General features: G+C 45.6%; 17 protein-coding genes. 7 read left to right on the top strand and 10 right to left on the bottom strand.

All coding sequences use genetic code 11. The features are described from left to right. The first annotated feature begins 223 nt into the window (after positions 1-223). Entirely contained in the window at positions 224-820 is a 597-nt protein-coding gene (gene clpP / locus BAMF_RS37365) for an ATP-dependent Clp endopeptidase proteolytic subunit ClpP (RefSeq protein ID WP_003151513.1), read from the top strand. 42 nt (positions 821-862) lie between these two features. Here clpP and BAMF_RS37370 read toward each other — a convergent pair whose 3' ends face one another. Beyond that, positions 863-1,723: a LysR family transcriptional regulator gene (locus tag BAMF_RS37370; RefSeq protein WP_013353712.1), complete on the bottom strand. Its 861-nt coding sequence runs from the start codon at positions 1,721-1,723 to the stop codon at positions 863-865. Positions 1,724-1,894: 171 nt separating this feature from the next. On the opposite strand from BAMF_RS37370, the gene BAMF_RS37375 reads away from it, so the two are divergent. From BAMF_RS37375 to BAMF_RS37385, 3 genes are all read left to right on the top strand, one after another. Continuing rightward, positions 1,895-3,025 (top strand): 2-methylaconitate cis-trans isomerase PrpF family protein, encoded by a 1,131-nt coding sequence (locus BAMF_RS37375; RefSeq protein WP_013353713.1) that lies wholly within the window; start codon positions 1,895-1,897, stop codon positions 3,023-3,025. Between the two features lie 43 nt (positions 3,026-3,068). Then, entirely contained in the window at positions 3,069-4,445 is a 1,377-nt protein-coding gene (locus tag BAMF_RS37380; RefSeq protein ID WP_013353714.1) for an MFS transporter, read from the top strand. A gap of 182 nt (positions 4,446-4,627) precedes the next feature. Then, a complete protein-coding gene (locus BAMF_RS37385; RefSeq protein WP_014471069.1) occupies positions 4,628-5,467 on the top strand; it encodes a hypothetical protein in 840 nt (279 codons plus the stop codon). A 9-nt stretch (positions 5,468-5,476) separates the two neighbouring features. Here the strand turns inward: BAMF_RS37385 and BAMF_RS37390 are convergent, their stop codons facing one another. After that, positions 5,477-6,052 carry a TIGR00730 family Rossman fold protein gene (locus BAMF_RS37390; protein ID WP_013353716.1) on the bottom strand — a complete coding sequence of 192 codons (576 nt, stop codon included), beginning with the start codon at positions 6,050-6,052 and terminating at the stop codon, positions 5,477-5,479. Positions 6,053-6,167: 115 nt separating this feature from the next. Here BAMF_RS37390 and BAMF_RS37395 point away from each other — a divergent pair, with 115 nt between their 5' ends. Next, entirely contained in the window at positions 6,168-6,488 is a 321-nt protein-coding gene (locus BAMF_RS37395; RefSeq protein ID WP_013353717.1) for a MazG nucleotide pyrophosphohydrolase domain-containing protein, read from the top strand. A gap of 45 nt (positions 6,489-6,533) precedes the next feature. Here BAMF_RS37395 and BAMF_RS37400 read toward each other — a convergent pair whose 3' ends face one another. Both BAMF_RS37400 and BAMF_RS37405 read right to left on the bottom strand, forming a co-directional pair. Then, positions 6,534-8,123 carry a SulP family inorganic anion transporter gene (locus BAMF_RS37400; protein WP_013353718.1) on the bottom strand — a complete coding sequence of 530 codons (1,590 nt, stop codon included), beginning with the start codon at positions 8,121-8,123 and terminating at the stop codon, positions 6,534-6,536. Positions 8,124-8,125: 2 nt separating this feature from the next. Then, a complete protein-coding gene (locus BAMF_RS37405; RefSeq protein WP_127721196.1) occupies positions 8,126-8,716 on the bottom strand; it encodes a beta-class carbonic anhydrase in 591 nt (196 codons plus the stop codon). Between the two features lie 433 nt (positions 8,717-9,149). Between BAMF_RS37405 and BAMF_RS37415 the strand changes: the two genes are divergently transcribed. After that, on the top strand, positions 9,150-10,064 hold the full coding sequence (locus BAMF_RS37415) for a 2-hydroxyacid dehydrogenase (protein WP_232469746.1): 915 nt from the start codon (positions 9,150-9,152) through the stop codon (positions 10,062-10,064). A gap of 204 nt (positions 10,065-10,268) precedes the next feature. After that, positions 10,269-10,658, top strand: a complete 390-nt coding sequence (locus BAMF_RS37420; RefSeq protein ID WP_232469747.1) for a ribonuclease — start codon at positions 10,269-10,271, stop codon at positions 10,656-10,658. Between the two features lie 42 nt (positions 10,659-10,700). On the opposite strand, the gene BAMF_RS37425 is transcribed toward BAMF_RS37420, so the two are convergent. Genes BAMF_RS37425 through BAMF_RS37450 form a run of 6 tightly spaced genes read right to left on the bottom strand, consistent with a single transcriptional unit; the run spans position 10,701 to position 15,060 of the window. Further along, a complete protein-coding gene (locus tag BAMF_RS37425) occupies positions 10,701-11,447 on the bottom strand; it encodes an arylamine N-acetyltransferase family protein (protein ID WP_013353723.1) in 747 nt (248 codons plus the stop codon). A gap of 24 nt (positions 11,448-11,471) precedes the next feature. After that, positions 11,472-11,729, bottom strand: a complete 258-nt coding sequence (locus BAMF_RS37430; protein ID WP_013353724.1) for an HPr family phosphocarrier protein — start codon at positions 11,727-11,729, stop codon at positions 11,472-11,474. Positions 11,730-11,752: 23 nt separating this feature from the next. Then, positions 11,753-12,703: a DNA-binding protein WhiA gene (gene whiA, locus BAMF_RS37435; protein ID WP_007407421.1), complete on the bottom strand. Its 951-nt coding sequence runs from the start codon at positions 12,701-12,703 to the stop codon at positions 11,753-11,755. A gap of 26 nt (positions 12,704-12,729) precedes the next feature. Further along, positions 12,730-13,683: a gluconeogenesis factor YvcK family protein gene (locus tag BAMF_RS37440; RefSeq protein WP_013353725.1), complete on the bottom strand. Its 954-nt coding sequence runs from the start codon at positions 13,681-13,683 to the stop codon at positions 12,730-12,732. Next, the gene (rapZ, locus tag BAMF_RS37445) at positions 13,680-14,567 is read right to left on the bottom strand and encodes an RNase adapter RapZ (RefSeq protein ID WP_013353726.1); all 888 of its coding nucleotides are present in this window, start codon (positions 14,565-14,567) and stop codon (positions 13,680-13,682) included. Before rapZ ends, BAMF_RS37440 begins: the two co-directional genes overlap by 4 nt. Before the next feature lie 25 nt (positions 14,568-14,592). Next, the gene (locus BAMF_RS37450; RefSeq protein ID WP_013353727.1) at positions 14,593-15,060 is read right to left on the bottom strand and encodes an 8-oxo-dGTP diphosphatase; all 468 of its coding nucleotides are present in this window, start codon (positions 15,058-15,060) and stop codon (positions 14,593-14,595) included. Between the last annotated feature and the right edge of the window lie 263 nt (positions 15,061-15,323).

Below are 15,323 nucleotides of genomic sequence, written 5' to 3' on the forward strand. Positions count from 1 at the left end.
TTTCTCAAGCTCCGGGGGCGCGGTATAGGGCAGCTCGGCATACAGCAGCCTATTGACCATTGATCACTTCCATTTTCACTTTGCTGTTTGAACTTTTTGTTTTCTGGGAAAAATGGTTTTAGAAGAAAAGGTTGGCATTTTGGTCAGCGTTTTGTTTGACCTTTATTGACCAAAAATGTATCATGTAAATACATACTTACCTAAAAGGTGAAGGAGGAGCATTATGAATTTAATACCTACAGTCATTGAACAAACGAACCGCGGAGAAAGAGCTTATGACATTTACTCCCGTCTTTTGAAGGACCGTATTATCATGCTTGGATCTGCGATTGATGACAACGTTGCAAACTCCATCGTGTCACAGCTTTTATTCCTTGAAGCGGAAGACCCTGAAAAAGATATTTCCATTTACATTAACAGCCCTGGCGGATCAATCACTGCCGGTATGGCAATCTATGATACAATGCAGTTCATTAAACCGAAAGTATCCACGATCTGCATCGGTATGGCCGCTTCTATGGGAGCATTCTTACTTGCTGCCGGAGAAAAAGGCAAACGTTACGCGCTTCCTAACAGTGAAGTCATGATTCACCAGCCGCTTGGCGGAGCGCAAGGACAGGCGACTGAAATTGAAATCGCTGCTAAACGCATTCTCTTGCTTCGCGATAAATTAAACAAAGTGCTTGCTGAACGTACCGGCCAGCCGCTTGAAGTGATCGAGCGCGACACGGACCGCGACAACTTCAAATCAGCTGATGAAGCTTTAGAATACGGCTTAATCGATAAAGTGCTGACACGCAATACGGAAGACCAGAAGTAATATCCCGCCTGCAAGAGAGACTCAACCTCTTGCAGGTTTTTTTTATGCTTTCTCTTCATTCAAAAAAGTAATGAATGCTTTTACGACAGACAATTCTAACACTGAAGAATCATACATGAGCCACGTATCGCGTATCACAGGCTCGTTATTTTTATAGGAAAGCGCCAAGGTGTATAATTCATCAGAAGGCTGAAGACAGATTTCCGGCACAACAGAATAACCGAGGCCGTTTTTCACCATCTCTTTACAGGTTTCCTGCCTGTCTACCTCCATTGCAATGAAAGGCGGCTCGGAAAATTGATTATTCCACCATTTTTGAATCAAACTTTTCAAAGAAGCATCTGTTTGATAATAAATCATCGGCAATTTGGGAAGGTCCTCACTGTTGATTTCAGTTTTCGAAATAAGGTACAGCCTCTCTTCATTTAACAGTTGTTTTTCCCCTTGCCAATCATAATTTCCCCTCATAATCCCAAGGTGTACACCGGAATGATGAAGCAGATCCATAACCTTTGCACTCCATCCCGTATTGACGTGGAATTGAACAGACGGATACTGATCAGAAAACCGTTTCAGAATCGCCGGGAGCTTATACTGAGCAAAATTGCTCGAGACTCCTAATCTGAGAACCCCGCTGACTTCATGGCTCATATTGAGGATATCATCCTTCATTTTTCTGAATTCCCGCAGCATCTCTTTCGCATATTCAACGAGATATTCACCTTCTGAAGTGAATTCCATCCCTTTTTTTCTTTTATAAAAAAGGCGCACTCCGAATTGCGCTTCCAAGTTTTTGAGACGATAACTTAACGCCGGCTGCGTCATATATAACCGCTCTGCTGCCTTTGTCATATTTTTTTCTTCGAATAATGTTATGAGTACAACCCAATCCTTTTCATCCATATGAAATCCCCTCAAATATTTTTCTGCTATAGAATTTTCTCCTATTATAAAAGTTTTTTATTCAACTTTATAAAAATTATATGTTTTACTTATAATCCTCATTTATCATACGATATTTCCCAAGGGACCGGTACCTTTTTTCCACACAAAATGATGTAAGGATGAGACAGCATGGAAAAAGTTCCTGTAACCGTCATGAGAGGCGGCACCAGCAAAGGCGTTTTTATTCATCAAAAAGACATGCCAAACGATACAAACCTATGGAGTGATTTTCTTTTAGACATTATGGGGAGCCCTGACGAGAGACAAATTGACGGTCTCGGCGGCGGCCATTCTCTCACAAGCAAGGCAGCCATTATTAATAAATCCGCCAGAAAGGACGCAGATGTTGAGTATACGTTTGCTCAGGTCAGCTTGACTGACAAATTTACCGACTTCAAAGGCAATTGCGGAAATATTTCTTCTGCCGTAGGCCCTTATGCTATTGAGCAAGGGCTCGTTCAAGCGAAAGAGCCAGTTACAAAAGTCAGAATTTTAAACACAAACACACAAAAAGTGTTCATAGCAGAAGTTGAAGTCAAGAATGGAACATTTCATTACCAGGGGAACTGCTCGATTCCGGGGGTTCCGGGCACAGCTTCTCCTATTTATCTTTCATTTCACCAGGCTGAAGGAGCGGTGACCGGAAAGCTGTTTCCGACTGGTCAGCCTATTGATGTTCTCGATACACCGTATGGAAATATCGCGGTATCGATTATCGATTACGCCAATCCGCTTGTCTTTGTAAAAGCAGAGGACGCGGGGCTTACCGGCATAGAACTTCCGGACGAATATACACCGGATATACTTGAAAAACTTGAAGTGATCCGATCGATTGCAGCAGAGAAATGCAGATTCGCTTCAAGACATGAGGCTGCGGCAAAATCACCCGCCGTGCCAAAACTAACTTTAATCTCATCTCCAGCGGATTATATTGATACAAAAGGGATAAAGAGACATGCTCAAGAGATGGACCTTGTCATTCGTATGATGTCCATGCAAAAACCGCATCAAGCTTTAGCCATTACAGGGGCGGTATGTACGACCGCCGGCATGCTATTGCAAGATACATTATTATCTGAATTTTCATTCTCCGGCAAAACGATCCGCTTAGGGCATCCAAGCGGCATTTTAAAAACCGAAGCAGTTGCTGATCCGGCTGGAACAACGATTAAAGTAGTACGCACAGCAAGAAAAATCTCTGAAGGCTATGTGTTTACAAAGCAAAGTTACAACATGAATACGCTGAATCACATTGGTTAATACAAGCCTTCAGACAAGTCAAAGATAAACGGAGGAATACGAGATGATCAATGTAAACGCGTCTAATCGATTAAACAGACTGCCTTTTTCAAGAGCTCATCAAGCGGTGCTCGTTATCCTTTCATTCGCTTACTTTTTTGATTTTATCGATTTAAATACGTTTTCATATGCGGCGCCTTCACTTTTAAAGGAGTGGAATATATCCACTCATACCATCGCTTTTATCACGTCTGTCTCCTATTTCGGAATGTTTATCGGTGCCTCTGCCGGAGGATGGTTTTCAGACCGGTTCGGAAGGAAAAAAGGCTTAATCCTGGTTGTCACCTTTTTCTCTTCCTTCTCCCTCCTCTCTTCTCTGGCTTGGAGCCCTGAAATACTCGGTGTTTTTAGATTTCTTACGAGTTTAGGCATCGGCGCCACGACGATTGTGGCAAGTACGTATATCAGCGAATTTTTCCCATCCGCAACTAAGGGGAAATACCAGGCCATCTGTATTACAATCGGCATATGCGGAATTCCTGCCGCCGGCTGGGTGGCTAAAATGGTCGTGCCGGCCGCCCCTTATGGCTGGCGGTTTATCTTTCTTTTCGGAGCAATCGGTATTTTCTTTCCGCTGATCGCCAAAAAACTGGATGAATCCCCGAAATGGCTGGATACGAAAGGAAAAAGCGAACAAGCACACCGTATTCTGCTTGAGCTTGAGGCAAAGGCTGAAAAAGAAAAAGGTGAACTGCCTGAACCAGCTCCGGCTCTAAAAGGCCGACAAACCCCTGTAAAATCCGTTCCATATCGGACGCTATTTCAAAAGCCTTTAGCAGGAAGGACTTTTGTTTTGATGACGATGTGGGCAGCTTCCACGATTGCAATTCAAGGCTTCGGCACGTGGGTTCCGACCCTTTTGGTAAAAGAAGGCGTATCAATGGATGAGTCTATCGTATACGTCACTCTCGGTACGATCGGTGCCCCGCTGGGCGCTCTCATTGCGTCGCAAATCTCAGACCGTGTGGAACGAAAATGGGCCATTTCTGTTTTATCGTTAATGATTATGGCGCTTGGATTCTTTTACGGCATCAATCCTTTGCCGATGGTCATTGTCATATGCGGATTTCTCATGCACATGTTTGAACGTACTTTCAGTTCGATCGCATATGCCTATACGCCGGAATTATATCCGGTTGAAGCCAGGGCGTCTGGAAACGGCCTCACTTACGGCGTGGGACGTCTTGCGAATGTAGCCGGTCCCTTTGTCGTCAGTTTCCTGTATTCGGGATACGGATTTTTAAGTGTCTTCTTGTTCTTTACAGGCTGCTGGCTTCTTTGTGCACTGACAGTCGGTATATTTGGAATCGGTTCAAAAAAACAAACGATTGAGCAGGATGATATCATATCGGAAGAAACAATCGTGCAACAAAAGTTGTAAACGCATACACTATGCAAACCGCAAAAAACATCCATCTCCTCTGAGGAAATGGATGTTCTTCTTTCAAAACTATCCGCAGTCTCTTTCTCATCTTATTCTCATACATATGTCTTATCATCAAGAAAGGCGTGAGCGCAATGAAGTGGAGAAGACGGTCTTTTCCCAGAAAGAAAAGGTATTTTATGGGCGGAGAACTTTCCGATCAGGATGGATTAGATGCAAGCTACGAACAATCTTCCTTCAGAGCAGTTGATGCCGAAACATATTTCAGGCCCTCTTGTCTTCCTGTCCTGAACACAGCAATTGAAAGTTCCTTTTTTGATCCTTATATTGATAAGCCTGTGAAAAGCATTCATCTGCCCCAATCCCTCTCTTTGGCTCCGGACAAAACGATCTTACATTATTTTAGTGTTTTACGTGAAGCCGAAAATCTTACGCGCGAAAAAGCCGGGGGATGCGGTACAGTCGGCCAGGCACACATTCCCTTTCCGCTGGCCTATGCCTTTTTCACCCCGTCCTATCATAAGAAACATTCCTACAAAGCTTTTCTTGCCTCATTCGAAGGTATTGGCCAGACCCATCTGATTAAATTGAACCGGCTTGAAGACTTGCGATATTTCGTTGAGATCGAAACCATTCAAGGTTCAAATCAAAACGTCACGTTTTTCGCTTATTATCACGGCGTTGTCCAGCTGGAAAAACATAATGGACGATTTCAGATCGGACGAATGACTTGGTATGGCGAAGATTTTTTGTGTGCCGCTTATCATTTGTGGCAGCACAATGCAGAAAGCAGCCTTGATATCAAATTCGGCAAATGGTGCAAGCTTATTAAAAAAAGATGGCCTGTCCGGCAGAATGGTTATGTCAAAACAATTGACTTTGACGGAACAGACGGCCATCATTATCGTTTTGTCTATTTTCAGCTCACGAATGATACAGATAGGTTAGCAAAACAACTGAGAAAAAACAGCTCCGGCCAATGGGAGCAGATTCATATTGATCCTGATGACTGCTTATAGAATCTCCCTTTACACTTCCCGCCATTTCTTATCTAAAATCGGGTATGTGTACTGATTCATCTGTTCAATCAGCTCATCCGGACGTGATGATGTATGAATCAATTGAAGATGAGACTCATTGGAAAAGCCTTCTTTTATACTGTATTTGACCATATTGATCAGCGGTTCAAAATAGCCGTTTACATTATAAAGTCCGATCGGTTTTTGATGAATGCCGATCTGGGTCCAGCACAGCACTTCAAACAATTCTTCATATGTTCCGAATCCGCCGGGCATGGCAATATAGCCGTCAGCCAGCTCACTCATTTTCGCTTTCCGCTCATGCATGCCGCTGACTTCAATCAGCTCCGTCAGATTCTGATGAACAATCTCTCCGCTGAACAGTCCGCTCGGCATGACACCGACAGCTTTTCCGCCGCCTGCCATTAACGCATCGGCAACGGTTCCCATAAGACCGACCCGTGAACCGCCGTAAACAAGGCCGATTCCCTGCTCCGCCATATATTCACCGAGTTCGGCCGCTTTGCGTTTGTACTCTTCATTTACCCCCGGGTTTGACCCCGCAAATACACAAATGGTTTTCATTTTTTCATCTCCGCATCTATATATGTACATCAAAAAATCAAAACACACTATATATTGTCCCATCTCTATATGATAATATCAATAAGAATCATACAGGACATAAGGAGTGTTTCACATGCAGATGGCTGAAACGGAACAATGGATGAAAGACTTTTACGAAAAAAGAGGATGGACGGAATACGGGCCATTTATCAGAATCGGCTTTTTAATGGAAGAAGCGGGTGAGCTCGCCCGGGCGGTAAGAGCATATGAAATCGGGAGAGACCGGCCGGATGAAAAGGACGCGACACAGGCTGAACGCAGGCAGGAGCTGATTGAAGAAATGGGTGATGTCCTCGGAAACCTCGCCATCCTCGCCGATAAGTACGGGATCACCTTAGAAGAGGCGATGAAAGCCCATCAGGAAAAACTGATCAAACGCTTTGAAACCAAATAAAAACACGGCCTGTCCGTTTTTTTCTTGGACAGGCCGCGCCTGAATTTATCCCGTTATCTCGTCCTGATGTTCAAAGAAGTGCTGTTTTCCGATTTTATGGAACAGCCCCGTTTTACGGATCAGCTCCCTCGGCTGTGATTGCAATCCGACGATCATCAATCTGCCGTTATGGCGTTTGATCCGATTCATCACATTCCCCAGCACCGCTTCTGCGGAGGTATCCATGTAATGCACATTATTCATCAGCAGAATAAGCGTCTTCGGCTTTTCCTGAAGCCTCTCCAGCAATGACGATTCCAATGAATCAATGGAACCGAAAAACAGCGGCCCTTCAATGGAATATGTGCTGACGGATGAATCATTTTTCACCGATTTGACGGCGGCATGCGGTGTTTTGATGCTTGTCGATTCGCTCATTTTCCTGATAAAGAAAACAAAAGCGAGCACGAGACCGGCGGAAACGCCGATGATTAAATCAAACAGAACCGTCAGCAAAAAGGTAACCGCCAGCACGAATGAATCAGTGTTTTTCAGCCGCATCATATTGGCGACTTCCCTCCGCTCGCTCATGTTCCAAGCCACAACCATCAACACCGGCGCCATGCTTGCCAGCGGTACATGAACGGCAAGCGGTGCGAAGACGAGCAGGACGAGAAGGACGGTGACTCCGTGGACAATACCGGAAATCGGAGAAACTGCGCCGTTTTTAATATTTGTGGCGGTCCGCGCAATCGCTCCCGTTGCCGGTATGCCGCCGAAAAGCGGCGCGGCCATATTGGCGATGCCCTGCCCGACAAGCTCCCTATTGCTGTCATGCCGTGATCCTTTCATATTATCCGCGACCATCGCTGATAAGATGGACTCAAGTCCGCCGAGAAGCGCAATGATCAGAGCCGACGGAAACATCATAATCATGTTATCAATGGAGAAATCCGGAAGCTGCAAAGCCGGGAGCGACCTCGGAATTTCTCCGTAAGCAGAACCGATTGTCGCCATCCTGTCAGGAAAAAACACAACCGCCGCGGCTGTAGATACAAGCAGCGCCACAAGCGCGCCGGGAATCTTCGGCATCAGCCTTGCTGATAACAGCAAAATGGCCAAAGCGATACCGGCGATGAAAATGCTGTACAAATTAAAGGTTTCGAGCTTCTTGCCGATCTCCGCAATGTTGAGGATAAAGCTTTCATGCTTTTGAACATTGCGCAGACCGAGAAAATGGGCAATCTGCTCCGAGAAGATCAGCACCGCGATTCCGGCCGTAAATCCGACGATCACCGGCTTCGGCACGAATTTCATAATCTTCCCGAGTTTAAATACGCCGAACAGGACGAGCATCACGCCTGCCATAAAACCGGCTACAAGTAAATTCTCAAAACCATACTGCATCACAATGGCAAATAAAATGGGAACAAACGCCCCCGTGGGCCCCCCGATCTGATACTTAGAGCCGCCCAACAGTGAAATCAGAATTCCGGCCACAATAACGGTATAAAGCCCGTATTCCGGACCGACCCCCGAGGCGATGGCAAAAGCCATTCCCAGAGGAATTGCTACAATCCCAACCACAATTCCCGCGATCAAGTCTTTCTGAAATTTCTGCAAATTGTATCCCTGATATCTGCCGGAAAATTGCATCGTCAGCTGCATCCCCCTTTGACCGTTTCATAACCGTCAACGACAACATCCAGCGTCCCCGTCCCCGGATCGATCACAAGCCCGTGCACAGGCACCTCTTCAGGCAAGAGCGGATGATGCCTGACCATATTCACGCTGTGTGCCACGCTTTCTTCAACGCTGTGAAAACCGGTCAGCCATGTTTCCAAGTCGACTCCCGCATGCTCAAGAAGGCTGAGACATTTCTCCTCCACGCCGCGATCTTTTGCTTTATTTAATATGGAAGCCGCATTTAACCCCGACATTCCGCACTCGCGGTGCCCTACGATACAGACTTCCTCAGCTTCCAGTTCATAAACGGCAACCAAAATACTCCGCATGACACTTCCAAATGGGTGAGAAACAATGGCCCCCGCGTTTTTTATGATTTTGGCATCACCGTTTCTGAGTCCCTTCGCCTGCGGCAGAAGCTCCGTCAGCCTTGTATCCATACAGGATACGATGACAAGCTTTTTTTTCGGGAATTTTGTCGTTTGGTAAGGCTCATATTTCCTTTCTTGGACAAACTGCTGGTTGTGCTCCAAAATGCTTGATAAAGAAACCATTTTTCTAATCATCTCCCATCCGATTGTATTGCAAGCCTTCTTACCCAGCTTACAGTAAGGAATTATAGCACAGAAAAAGGCGTGGAAAAGGCTTTCAAAAAAAGACACGATAATTTAACTGTAAATTCAGATTATATTCATTTATATCTTTCAAAAATAATAAAATTTATCTTTATACCAACCTATAAAGCTTTTGAAAGCAGCCGTTTCGCTCATTCTGCCTTCAGAAATATAGGCGGATTCTGTTATGGTTTGGGGGAAATACCTTTTCCTCTTTTCATTTTAAGTTCAAAAGAACCAGAAATTTATTCAAATGTGTTTGAATATTTCTCACTTTACCGCTTCTCTTTTATAATAAAATAGAGAAGAAAGACAAAGGAGGAGAAGCCCGTTGAAACCATATGTATTCATCGCGAAACCGATACCGCCGGAAGTCGAACAAATGATAGGCGAACATTGCCGCTATGACATCTGGAAAGAAGATACCATTTCAAAAGAAGAACTGTACGAAAAAATGAAGGATGCTGAAGGCCTGCTGACATCCGGAACGGCGATTGACAGTGATTTACTCGATCACGCGCCGAAGCTGAAGGTCGTCAGCAATAATTCAGTCGGCTACGATAATTTTAATATAGAAGAAATGAAAAAACGCGGGGTCGTCGGCACGCATACGCCATACACCTTGGACGACACTGTTGCTGATCTGGCTTTTTCATTAATCCTGTCTTCCGCCAGACGGGTTGCCGAATTGGATCGATTCGTCCGCGCCGGCAAATGGGGAACTGTTGAGGAAGAATCCCTTTTCGGTATGGATGTCCACCATCAGACGTTAGGAATTATCGGCATGGGCAGAATCGGTGAACAAGCCGCCAAACGGGCAAAATTCGGCTTTGATATGGACGTGTTATACTATAACCGCAGCAGAAAACCGGATGCTGAGAAAGAGCTTGGCGTTACATATGCCGACTTAGACACACTGCTGAAAACGTCAGACTTTGTGCTGTTAATTACGCCGCTTACTGACGAAACGTATCATATGATGGGAGAACGGGAATTCAGACTGATGAAAGATACGGCATTTTTCGTCAATATTTCCCGGGGAAAGACGGTTGATGAGAAAGCGCTCATCCGCGCATTGCAGGAGGGCTGGATAAAAGGCGCCGGTTTAGATGTGTTTGAAAAAGAGCCGGTCTCAGAAGACAATCCGCTTTTACAGCTGGAAAACGTCACATTGCTTCCGCATATCGGGTCAGCAACGGCTAAAATCCGCTTGAATATGTTCACACAAGCCGCTCAAAACATGATTGACGCCGTATACGGAAGAACGCCGAAAAACCTTACTAAGGAATTTCAATAAGAAGAAAAATCCCGGTTGGTTCAGCCGGGGTTTATTTTTCGCTAGATAAAAAGTACTATTTTTAAATTCTTTCTATTCCTTTCTTTCGTTGCTGATACAATGAAAAGGAATCAGCTTCACATGATGAAAATGGGAGGTATTGCTTTGAAAAAACGATTATCGTGGATTTCCGTTTGTTTACTGGTGCTTGTCTCCGCGGCGGGGATGCTGTTTTCAACAGCTGCCAAAACGGAAACATCTTCTCACAAGGCACACACAGAAGCACAGGTTATCAACACGTTTGACGGGGTTGCGGATTATCTTCAGACATATCATAAGCTACCTGATAATTACATTACAAAATCAGAAGCACAAGCCCTCGGCTGGGTGGCATCAAAAGGGAACCTTGCAGACGTCGCTCCGGGGAAAAGCATCGGCGGAGACATCTTCTCAAACAGGGAAGGCAAACTCCCGGGCAAAAGCGGACGAACATGGCGTGAAGCGGATATTAACTATACATCAGGCTTCAGAAATTCAGACCGGATTCTTTACTCAAGCGACTGGCTGATTTACAAAACAACGGACCATTATCAGACCTTTACAAAAATCAGATAACGAAAAAAACGGCTTCCCTGCGGGAGGCCGTTTTTTTCAGCTTTACATAAAGTGTGTAATAAATTTTTCTTCAAACTCTGATCGGTCAATTTCACTTTTTTCCGCCGGGCCATCGTGTTTTTGAATCGTTACATTGCGTTCAGACAGAACCATGTGCCCCTCCGGCGTCCGCTTAGAAGCAAGCAGGCGTTTATTGAATGGAGACCGCTCATGTTCAAAGATCGTTTGTTTCATGGCCTTGAGGTCCTTTTCACCGATTTCTTCAAGTGAAAATGCGTAACCTGTCTGCCAGCCGTCCCCTTTGTTCATTTCAAGCACGTGTGTCCCGAATTCCGTTTGTTCTTTTCTCACACGAAACGCTCCGGCGGCAGATACCGCCTCGGCGCCGGACAGCGGAACGGGCTGCATAGCGAGATTGAGGCCGAAGCCTGTATCAGCGATATATTCATTTCCTTCGGCGGAAAGAAGCACGGCCGCATGTGTGCCGGGCAGCTCCCATCCGTTGTTCCAAACCGTTCCGCGGATCAATTTGACGTCAAATCCGGCGTCCTTCAGTATGAAATAAAGCAGTCCGTTCAAGTCATAACAAAGTCCGCCATGAGGCTCTTTCACCATATGCCGCCACAGTCCTTCTTTCGTGACGTCATATTCTTTTTTGGACAAAACCGCGCGATTTTCAAACGGAAACCGATACGCGAGCGCTTTTAAAAATTCGGGCAGGGTGCTGAAATCGAGTGACTCCTTTTCCCATCCTATCGTTTGATAACAATCTTTCAGGAACTCATTCATCGTTCCGTCCTCCTTACAAAGCGCTTACACTTCTTCCTGCACGTAAGCGGACAGCTTTTCAAGCGCTTCCTTTTCATCCTCGCCTTCAGCGATCAGAGTGACTTCCGTCCCCGTGCTGACCGCCAGGCTCATTAACCCCATAATGCTTTTGGCATTCACTTTCTTGCCGTTTTTCTCAAGAAACACATCTGATGTAAAGCGATTTGCCTCCTGTACAAACAATGCAGCGGGACGCGCCTGCAATCCCGTCTTTAAACGCACTTCCACTTTCTCCTGAACCATAAGATCTCCCCTTTTCTGTACGGTTATTTCAAAGTGATGCTTTGTCCTGTACGCAGCTGTTCTGCGATTTCATCGAGCTTTCTCAGCCTGTGATTGATGCCGGATTTGCTGATTTTCCCGCTTGCAACCATTTCCCCAAGTTCTTTCAGCGTGACTTCCTGATAATCAATCCGCAGCTGCGCAATTTCGCGAAGCTTTTCCGGCAGCGCTTCAAGACCGATCCGTTCATCAATGTATTTAATATTTTCCACCTGTCTGAGCGAAGCCCCGATGGTTTTGTTTAAGTTGGCTGTTTCACAATTTACGAGGCGGTTCACTGAGTTTCTCATATCTCTGACAATCCGCACATCTTCAAAGCGCAGCAGTGAATTGTGGGCGCCGATGACATTCAGAAATTCGGTGATTTTTTCCGCCTCTTTTAAGTACGTAATATAGCCTTTTTTCCGTTCAAGCGTTTTGCTGTTCAGATGAAATTCATTCAGCAGCGCGCATAATGAATCGTTATGTTCCTTATAAAGCGAAAAGATTTCCAAGTGGTATGACGATGTTTCGGGATTATTCACAGATCCCCCCGCCAAAAACGCCCCTCTCATATAAGAACGTTTGCAGCACCGTTTCGCCACCAGTTCCTCAGAAATATTCCGTTCAAATACAAAGTTCTCTCCGAGGATTTTCAATTCCTCCAGAATCAGCTTTGCGTTTTCAGAAAAGCGTACAATATAAACATTGTTTTTTTTCAGCCGCATTTTTTTTCTGACTAACAGTTCGACCGATACATCATATTGTTTCTTCAGCAATGTATAAATGCGGCGGGCAATCGCCGCATTTTCGGTTTGAACGTCAAGCACGAGATGGCGGTTTGAAAATGACAGTGAACCGTTCATCCGAATCAGAGCGGACAGCTCCGCCTTGGCGCAGCAGTCCTTTACTTCCAGATTCGTCAGTTCTTTTTTTGTTTCCGATGCAAATGACATATGAGCCACCTCATTTCAAAAGACCTCTAGTCCCTTAATAAATCAACGAGAAGAGAAGCCACTTTATGTGTATCGTGACGGATTACGCCATTTTTATACGTGATAATCTGGTCCCTGATGACCTCAAGCCCCATGGCTTTCAGCTTTTCAACGTTAAATTCAACGGGCCGGGCCAGCTCTTTCGCATATTTGCTTTTGATTTCGTCAGGGATATCTTCATTATTGATTAAAATCGTATCGATAAACGGCTGCTCCATATGATCGTTCAGCGCCTTAACGTGGTCGGCTGCGCTGTATTGAAGCGTTTCGCCGGGCTGCGTCATGACATTACAGATATATACTTTTTTGGCCGCAGCCTTGACGACTTCCTCTCCGATTTTCGGCACGAGCAGGTTCGGGAGAATGCTTGTATACAGGCTTCCCGGGCCGATAATGATTAAGTCGGCCTGGCGGATCACGTCAATCGTCTCCGGCAGCGGATCAATTTTTTCAGGCGTAAGAAACACCCGTTTAATGCGCTGGCCGTAAGAAGGAATGGTCGATTCTCCGGAGACGACCTGCCCGTCCTCCATTTCGGCATGAAGAACGACGCTGGTGTTGGCAGCCGGCAATACTCTGCCGCGGACATTCAGCACTTTGCTCATTTCGGTAACAGCGTGAAAGAAATCACCGGTTATATTCGTCATCGCTGCCAAAATCAAATTGCCGAGCGAATGTCCGGTTAAGTCGCTTCCTTTGTTGAAACGATGCTGAAACAGGTTTTCAACAAGCGGCTCAACATCTGACAAAGCAGCCAGTACGTTACGGATGTCACCCGGCGGCGGAATTTGAAGTTCATCCCGCAGACGGCCTGAACTTCCGCCGTCATCGGCAACGGTCACAATCGCCGTAATATCAACGGGCTTATGCTTTAATCCGCGGAGCAGCACGGACAAACCCGTTCCGCCTCCGAAGATTGCGATTTTCGGCTTCTTATTCATTTCCGGCTTCTCTTTTCAATGTCCCGGTGAGTAACATGAGTATAGAAATCCTTTTTAAAGTAATCAGCCAGATACTCAGCGAGTGTAACAGAGCGGTGCTGGCCGCCCGTACAGCCGATCGCGATGACAAGCTGGCTTTTTCCTTCCCGCTTATAAGACGGAAGCATAAAGCCGAGCAGATCAACAAGCTTTTCGATAAACTTTTGTGTTTCATTCCACTTCATCACATAAGATGAGACTTCCTCATCTTTCCCCGTAAGCGGCCTCATGCTTTCAATGTAGAACGGATTCGGCAGAAACCTTACATCAAACACGAGATCGGCATCTATCGGAAGACCGTATTTGAAACCGAATGACATCACGTTCACTGTAAAGGTCTCACCTTGGTTCGTGGCGAAATGCGCCACGATTTTTTCACGCAGATCACGCGGTTTCATATCCGACGTGTCATAGATCAGCTGAGAGCGCCCTTTCAATTCTTCAAGCAGCTGGCGCTCCAGTGCGATTCCTTCGAGAGGAAGCCCGGTAGCGGCCAGCGGATGAGAACGCCTCGTTTCTTTGTATCTCGTCACAAGGATGGAATCCTTCGCATCTAAAAAGAGAATGCGCGGTGTAATCCACGGATTTTCCGCCATTTCATCCAGCGCCTCAATCAGCCTGTCAAAAAATTCACGTCCCCGCAGATCCATGACAAGCGCGACCTTGCTCATTTTTGAACTTGATTCTTTCATCAGTTCCAAAAATTTCGGCAGCAAGGAAGGCGGCAGATTGTCGACGCAAAAATAGCCGAGATCCTCAAAGCTTTGAATGGCGACGGTTTTCCCCGCTCCAGACATTCCCGTTATGATGACGAGCTGAATATCATGATTTTCATTCACACTCATCTCTCTCCCCCCTGAGGTCTTTCTTTTATTTGATAAGCTGCGGATCTAAACGATAGCTGAGCAGCTCGAAGTCCGGCGTATACGTAAAGGTGCCGTGCAAAAGCCCTTGGCCCTTGATCATAAAATCAAGGATATGTCCGTCTCCGGGCGCCATCGGAAGGCTGTGGATATCTTTCACGTCATGCCACTTCAGAATGCCTTCCTCTGATTCAGCGACATTCCGCCCCGTGTAGGAATCGGCGACAAAAGTAAACATCATCCACTCTGACACGATTTGTTCCTGTTCCTTAATAATAAAGGTAAACACGCCTTTTAACTGCGGATTTAATATATAAATTCCCGTCTCTTCTCTGTACTCTCTAATGACGGAATCTCTGACTGATTCACCGCTCTCCATCTTCCCGCCGGGCGCGACCCACCAGCCCCGTCTCGGCTTTTGGAGAAGGAGAACCTGATCATCTGTCTGCAGCACACAATTTGTCACTCTTTGCACAAGTACGTCACCTAACCTTCTCAACAAATCATCGTCTCTTCATTATACCGTTTCGGCATGTCTCTCACAATGCAGAGACACCGACATCCTTTTCTTTTATTTGACAGAAAACAAAAATTTACAAAAAAAGGGCACGGATACTGGAATCCGTGCCAAGGTGTATTCATATAAAAAGGGGGTCAATTACTACATTCATCTTAAAACATCAGTATTTCACCCGTGTTACAGCGGAATTAAAAGCCAGTAACGATTCAAAAACTGAA

Origin of the sequence: Bacillus amyloliquefaciens DSM 7 = ATCC 23350 (assembly GCF_000196735.1) — a bacterium.
Lineage (GTDB): Bacteria > Bacillota > Bacilli > Bacillales > Bacillaceae > Bacillus > Bacillus amyloliquefaciens.

What these genes read in the sequence shown, in the direction of transcription:
- BAMF_RS37420 (WP_232469747.1), top strand. Translation starts at nt 10,269, where the DNA reads ATGCTGTTTTCAACAGCTGCCAAAACGGAAACATCTTCTCACAAGGCA.
- BAMF_RS37430 (WP_013353724.1), bottom strand. Translation starts at nt 11,729, where the DNA reads ATGGTTCAGGAGAAAGTGGAAGTGCGTTTAAAGACGGGATTGCAGGCG.
- rapZ (WP_013353726.1), bottom strand. Translation starts at nt 14,567, where the DNA reads ATGAGTGTGAATGAAAATCATGATATTCAGCTCGTCATCATAACGGGA.
- BAMF_RS37440 (WP_013353725.1), bottom strand. Translation starts at nt 13,683, where the DNA reads ATGAATAAGAAGCCGAAAATCGCAATCTTCGGAGGCGGAACGGGTTTG.
- BAMF_RS37400 (WP_013353718.1), bottom strand. Translation starts at nt 8,123, where the DNA reads ATGCAATTTTCCGGCAGATATCAGGGATACAATTTGCAGAAATTTCAG.
- BAMF_RS37425 (WP_013353723.1), bottom strand. Translation starts at nt 11,447, where the DNA reads ATGAATGAGTTCCTGAAAGATTGTTATCAAACGATAGGATGGGAAAAG.
- clpP (WP_003151513.1), top strand. Translation starts at nt 224, where the DNA reads ATGAATTTAATACCTACAGTCATTGAACAAACGAACCGCGGAGAAAGA.
- BAMF_RS37385 (WP_014471069.1), top strand. Translation starts at nt 4,628, where the DNA reads ATGGGCGGAGAACTTTCCGATCAGGATGGATTAGATGCAAGCTACGAA.
- BAMF_RS37415 (WP_232469746.1), top strand. Translation starts at nt 9,150, where the DNA reads ATGATAGGCGAACATTGCCGCTATGACATCTGGAAAGAAGATACCATT.
- BAMF_RS37370 (WP_013353712.1), bottom strand. Translation starts at nt 1,723, where the DNA reads ATGGATGAAAAGGATTGGGTTGTACTCATAACATTATTCGAAGAAAAA.
- BAMF_RS37395 (WP_013353717.1), top strand. Translation starts at nt 6,168, where the DNA reads ATGCAGATGGCTGAAACGGAACAATGGATGAAAGACTTTTACGAAAAA.
- BAMF_RS37390 (WP_013353716.1), bottom strand. Translation starts at nt 6,052, where the DNA reads ATGAAAACCATTTGTGTATTTGCGGGGTCAAACCCGGGGGTAAATGAA.
- BAMF_RS37380 (WP_013353714.1), top strand. Translation starts at nt 3,069, where the DNA reads ATGATCAATGTAAACGCGTCTAATCGATTAAACAGACTGCCTTTTTCA.
- BAMF_RS37375 (WP_013353713.1), top strand. Translation starts at nt 1,895, where the DNA reads ATGGAAAAAGTTCCTGTAACCGTCATGAGAGGCGGCACCAGCAAAGGC.
- whiA (WP_007407421.1), bottom strand. Translation starts at nt 12,703, where the DNA reads ATGTCATTTGCATCGGAAACAAAAAAAGAACTGACGAATCTGGAAGTA.